Origin of the sequence: Sneathiella sp., from assembly GCF_041689005.1 — a bacterium.
Taxonomy (GTDB): domain Bacteria; phylum Pseudomonadota; class Alphaproteobacteria; order Sneathiellales; family Sneathiellaceae; genus Sneathiella.
This window is the reverse complement of sequence record NZ_JBDNHC010000103.1, coordinates 1-5,139: the sequence shown is the minus strand read 5'-3', so window position 1 is coordinate 5,139 and position 5,139 is coordinate 1. Positions and strand designations below refer to the sequence as shown.

The window sequence follows — 5,139 nt, the reverse complement described above, 5'->3', positions numbered from 1 at the left end:
ATGTCACGCTGGGCCTGCCGATCATCCGCACGTCCCCCGATCACGGCACGGCGGAGGATATCGCCGACAAGGGCATCGCCAACCCCGCGAGCCTGATCGCCGCCCTTCGGATGGCGGGCGAGATGGTGGCGGCCAAAGATGGCTGAACAAGGCGGCGACGGCCTGCCGCCACTGCGCGAGGTAATCGGCAAATACGGCCTGCGGGCAGAGAAGTCGCTCGGCCAGAATTTCCTCCTCGACCTTAACCTCACGGGGCGGATTGCCCGCTGTAGCGGATCGCTTGTCGGCGAGACGGTGATCGAGATCGGCCCCGGCCCCGGTGGCCTGACACGGGCCATCCTGCAGCAGGGCGCCGCCCGGCTGATCGTGTTGGAGAAAGACCGCCGCTGCCTGCCCGCGCTCGCCGATATCGCCGCCGCCTATCCGGGCCGGCTTGAGGTGCTGAACGCGGATGCGCTGGAGGTTGACGAAACGGCCCTGTTCGAAGGGCAGGCGAAGATCATCGCAAACCTGCCCTATAACGTGGCGACGCCCTTGCTGATCAAATGGCTCGGGCAGCGGACGCGGTTTTCATCGCTGACATTGATGTTCCAGAAAGAGGTTGCCGACCGCCTCACTGCCGTGCCCGGCACCAAGGCCTATGGCCGCCTCAGCATTCTCTGCCAGTGGCTCTGCACGACGCACAAGGAATTCGATATCTCGCCGCGCGCCTTCACACCGCCACCCAAGGTGACCAGCACCGTGGTCCTGCTGACCCCGCGCGAGGCCCCCGCCTTTCCCGCCAGCCAGCCGATCCTTGAAAAGGTGGTCGCCGCCGCCTTCGGCCAGCGCCGCAAGATGCTGCGCGCAAGCCTCAAGCCCCTCGGCTATCCCCCGGAGGACATGCTTGCCCGCGCCGGGATCGCGCCCACACGCCGGGCGGAAGAACTCACTGTTGAGGATTTCTGCACCCTCGCGCGCATTTACGAGGCGGAGGGTGGATTTCCGTCCCTGTCCTAGTAGCCTTCGCGCAGGCGGCTGACGAAATCAACCAGCCCTGCCCGGCGGCTGGTGCGCAAGCGTTCCGCCGCGAGGATGGTTTTCACCTCCTGCAGGCATTGATCGACATTCTCATTGACGACGACATAGTCATATTCGCGCCAATGGCTGATTTCCTCGGCCGCCTTCGACATCCGCTGGGCGACGACTTCGTCGGAATCCTGGGCGCGGGTTTTAAGCCGCCGTTCCAGTGCGTCCGTTGAAGGCGGCAGGATGAAGATGCTGACCATGTCACTGCGGGCTTTCTGCCCCAGCTGCTGGGTGCCCTGCCAGTCGATATCGAACAGGATATCCTTGCCCTCGGCCAGCGCCGTTTCCACCGGTGCCGTTGGCGTGCCATAATAATTGCCGAACACCTTGGCATGTTCCAGAAGTTCATCGCGGTTGATCATCAGGTTGAAATCGACCGGCTCCATGAAGAAATAATCCGTCGCCTCCACCTCTCCCGGACGCGGGCGCCGGGTGGTTGCCGACACCGACATGACCAGCGCGTCATCCTCTTTCAGCAGGCCCCGCGAAATGGTTGTCTTCCCCGCCCCTGATGGCGATGACAGCACCAGCATCAATCCCCGCCGCGTCAGGGCCTCACTGCTTACAGACGGTAACATACAGCAACTCCTACTCTATATTCTGTATCTGCTCGCGCAGACGGTCGACAACAACCTTCATGTCCAGCCCGACCTGCGTCAGCTCCTTATCGTTGGCCTTAGAGCAGAGCGTATTGGCCTCGCGGTTGAATTCCTGGCAGATGAAATCGAGCCGACGCCCGACGCCCGCGGCCGATGGTCCGGCCAGCATCTCGCGGGTCGAGATGATATGGCTGGCCAGCCGGTCAAGCTCCTCGGAGATATCGGCCTTGGTGGTCAGCATCGCCAGTTCCTGTTCCAGCCGTCCGGGATCGAGTTGCCCGCCGTCAAGAATAAGCTCCATCTGTGCCTTGATTTTTGCCCGCGCGTTGTCCGGCCATTTAAGTGCGAACCCGATGGCCCGGTCAACCAGCCGCTCGATCTCGTCGAGCTGCGCCGTCAGCACGGGCAGAAGCTGTCTGCCCTCCTCCTCACGCATCGTGCCCATGACGGCGACCAGTTCCTCGGCGGACGCAAACAGTGCCGCCTCCAGCGCGTCATCGACGACCCCGGCAGAGGTGTCGGTCTGTTCGATCACGCCGCGCAGGGCCAGCATACCGTCCATGCGCGGGCGGCGGGCGCGTCCGGCATCGACATAATCCGCAGCCAGCGACAGCAACTCATCAAGAAAGGTTTCGTTGACCCGGTAGCCGCTGTCCGCCGCGGCAGTTTCAAACTGTAGGTGAAGATTGATTGAGCCGCGCTGGAAATGAGCCTTGACGAGCTTGCGCAGGCGATCCTCAAGCTGGTCGAGCCCGGCGGGCATCCGGCAGCGGATTTCAAGGCCACGACCATTAACGCTTTTCATTTCCCACAGCCATCCCGTATCGCCATGGGAGCCGCCGATACGGGCAAATCCCGTCATGCTGTTTACCGTCAATCTCACCTCACGAACCCAAATTCAAGGAAGGCTCCTGTATATCCGGTTCGGGCGGCGGTCACAAGCGCGCGGTTATTTTTTGACCGCCCCCGTCGCATCGGGCGCTTCAAGTCCGGCTTTCGGGACCGGTTCGATGTGAAATATGACGCCGTTGAACAGCCGGTGCAGACCGGCAAAGAGGATCGCCGACAACAGCCCGGCGGCAAAGGCGGCCAGATCGATCGCGAATTCAAGACGGACGGTATTTTCCGACACCCATATTTGCAGCAGCAGGAAGCAAAGAGTGCCGGTCAGCCCGCCGAGCCCGGCACGTAACGCCGGTGACTGGTGGATCGCGGCGTCGAACTGGCACCGCCGGATCAACAGCGCGACGTTAAGCGCGAGCAGCGTCAGCGCCCCGACGGCCCCCCAGAGGAAAGCGGCAATGGCATCGAAGGTCCAGGTAAGATCAGCGGCAAAATCGGCGGTGAACATCCGGTTCGCCAGCGTCCGTGCCAGCAATATCAGCGGGAAGACAGCAAGCACCAGCGCCGCGATCGCCATCGGCACCGCCCAGAGCAGCCGCGCGCCCAACCGGCTGTCGGTGAGGGTCGTGCCGTTGATGCCGAAGCCGACATGGCTTTCACTGGCGACCTTGCGGTAGGCCGCCTGCAGGCTGTGATAGGCGATGGTCTTGTCCGCCGGCCCGGTTGCCGCCGCCGCGGCGGTGATGGCGGTATCAAGCGCGTGCAAATCCGCCGCCGGCGTCGCCGCCGGATGTTCCAGAAAATAGCCTGACAGCGCCCGCGCTCGCGGCAGCAGGCGGGCCAGATCGTCATCGACCGTCGGCGAAGGGGGGCTTGGCACGGATTGTTCCACCGGTTTATCCGTCGGATCGGCGGCGGGAGCCGGCGATGTCACCGCTGCCGGAGCGGCGGCGGCTGGTGCCACTGACGCTGCCGCCGTCTGAGTCGGAGTCGGAGCCGGAGCCGCGACAGGAGTTGCAGCGGGGGCCGTGACTGGCGCCGTAACTGGGGCTGCGACTGGGGCCGCCGCCTTTTCCGCCGCCACCTCCGCCGCGACAAGGGCCGCATCGGTCGCTGTCTGCGCCTTGATATTCTTGTTCACAAGATTGAGGGACGTCGCATCCAGCGTCGAGATTTCCTGATGCAGATCGATCAGGGCCTCGCGCAGGTCCTGCCGTTGCCGGAGCAGCATTTGAATTGTATCGGTACTGACAGCCATGAACGCCAATTCCCTCCGTCGTTCCTGTGATGGAGCTAAGACGTCGGCCAATGGCAGTTTGTGTCAAATCGGTGGGGCCGCGTTATTTTTTCTGGAGTTTCCGCCATTTACGGACGTTTTTGTTATGTTCGTCCAGGGTCGCAGAAAAGGCATGGCCGCCGCTGCCATCGGCAACAAAATAGAGGTTGTCCGTTTTCTCCGGTGCCAGCACCGCCTTCAGGCTGTCGAGGCCGGGGTTGGCGATCGGGCCCTTGGGCAAGCCGGAAATCTGATAAGTGTTATAGGCGGTGGCGGTGGCGAGGTCCTTGCGGCTGAGCGGCCGGTCAAGGTCGCGCTTGCCCTCAGTGATGCCATAGGTGACCGTCGGGTCCGATTGCAGCTTCATGCCCTTGCGCAGACGATTAAGGAATACCCCGGCGACATGGGGCCGCTCGGCGGCGAGCCCGGTTTCCTTCTCGATGATCGAGGCGAGCGTGACCAGCTCCTCCGCCGTCCTTATCTCAGGCACCGAATTGTTGCCCTGCATCAACTCCGTGGTCGCCGCGGTCATGCTGGCGGCCATCCGCTCAACGAGGTCATCGCGGCTGTCACCAAGATGATAATAATAAGTTTCGGGCAGGAACGCGCCTTCGGGCATCGGTTGGGTGATCTCGCCCTCAAGCCCCTCCGCCGCCGCGACCAGCGCCCGGATTTCCCGGCTTTGCAGGCCCTCCGGGATCGTCAGCCGATGCATAACGACCTTGCCCGAGACGAACAGCGCCATCAGCGCCTCGCCGGTTACCGCCGCTGGAATATCATATTCCCCGGCTTGCAACCGCCCACTGTTGTCCTCAACCGTTACACCAAAAATAAAGGCCAAATCATTGTTTATGATATTATTTTGTTCAAGTTGACCCGCAAGCTTACGCAGGCCCGTTCCCTTTTCCAGAACGAAAACTGTCTCATTCGCGAGCGGTCCCGGTGCCGTGAACAGATGCCAGCCATAACTGACAGTCCCGGCAACCACGACGCCTGCCAGCAGAATGAGGGCAATAAGGGTATAAGCAATTGATTTCATCCTGCCCCCTTATGCCATTGGTATCTGGTTGGTCAGACCCGCTTCATCACCAGGCTGGCATTGGTGCCGCCAAAACCGAAGGAGTTGGACAGTACGGCATCCACCTTCTTTTCCTGCGCGACATTGGGGACAAGATTAATCTCGAGATTGTCCGACGGATCATTGAGGTTGATGGTTGGCGGCAGGATGCCCTCGTTCATCGCAAGGATTGAGAAGATTGCCTCGACACCGCCGGCCGCCCCGAGTAGATGGCCGATAGAGGATTTTGTCGACGACATAGCGAGGGTCTTGGAATTGCCGCCGAACAGCCGTTT

Annotated in this window: 6 protein-coding genes and 1 pseudogene; 2 read left to right on the top strand and 5 right to left on the bottom strand. The window is 62.0% G+C overall.

Annotation, left to right across the window (positions count from 1 at the left end; genetic code table 11):
- Together ACESNI_RS12240 and rsmA are read left to right on the top strand one after the other, a co-directional pair.
- Positions 1–146: 4-hydroxythreonine-4-phosphate dehydrogenase PdxA (locus tag ACESNI_RS12240; protein WP_373087109.1), on the top strand; the 146-nt coding region annotated here is incomplete at its 5' end.
- On the top strand, positions 139–999 hold the full coding sequence (rsmA, locus tag ACESNI_RS12235) for a 16S rRNA (adenine(1518)-N(6)/adenine(1519)-N(6))-dimethyltransferase RsmA (protein ID WP_373087106.1): 861 nt from the start codon (positions 139–141) through the stop codon (positions 997–999). The genes ACESNI_RS12240 and rsmA, both read left to right, overlap by 8 nt.
- On the opposite strand, the gene gmk is transcribed toward rsmA, so the two are convergent.
- The 5 genes and pseudogenes from gmk to ACESNI_RS12210 form a co-directional block, all read right to left on the bottom strand.
- Positions 996–1,646 carry a guanylate kinase gene (gmk, locus tag ACESNI_RS12230; RefSeq protein WP_373087104.1) on the bottom strand — a complete coding sequence of 217 codons (651 nt, stop codon included), beginning with the start codon at positions 1,644–1,646 and terminating at the stop codon, positions 996–998. The genes rsmA and gmk overlap by 4 nt on opposite strands.
- A gap of 10 nt (positions 1,647–1,656) precedes the next feature.
- Positions 1,657–2,544: a YicC/YloC family endoribonuclease gene (locus ACESNI_RS12225; protein WP_373087102.1), complete on the bottom strand. Its 888-nt coding sequence runs from the start codon at positions 2,542–2,544 to the stop codon at positions 1,657–1,659.
- Between the two features lie 72 nt (positions 2,545–2,616).
- Complete coding sequence (locus ACESNI_RS12220; RefSeq protein WP_373087100.1) at positions 2,617–3,768, bottom strand: hypothetical protein; 1,152 nt, start codon at positions 3,766–3,768, stop codon at positions 2,617–2,619.
- 82 nt (positions 3,769–3,850) lie between these two features.
- A complete protein-coding gene (gene mltG, locus ACESNI_RS12215) occupies positions 3,851–4,825 on the bottom strand; it encodes an endolytic transglycosylase MltG (protein WP_373087098.1) in 975 nt (324 codons plus the stop codon).
- 32 nt (positions 4,826–4,857) lie between these two features.
- Positions 4,858–5,139, bottom strand: a pseudogene (locus ACESNI_RS12210) (beta-ketoacyl-ACP synthase II); the annotation flags it as partial.

Coding starts and splice junctions, on each gene's coding strand:
- rsmA (WP_373087106.1), top strand. CDS start 139: ATGGCTGAACAAGGCGGCGACGGCCTGCCGCCACTGCGCGAGGTAATC.
- gmk (WP_373087104.1), bottom strand. CDS start 1,646: ATGTTACCGTCTGTAAGCAGTGAGGCCCTGACGCGGCGGGGATTGATG.
- ACESNI_RS12220 (WP_373087100.1), bottom strand. CDS start 3,768: ATGGCTGTCAGTACCGATACAATTCAAATGCTGCTCCGGCAACGGCAG.
- mltG (WP_373087098.1), bottom strand. CDS start 4,825: ATGAAATCAATTGCTTATACCCTTATTGCCCTCATTCTGCTGGCAGGC.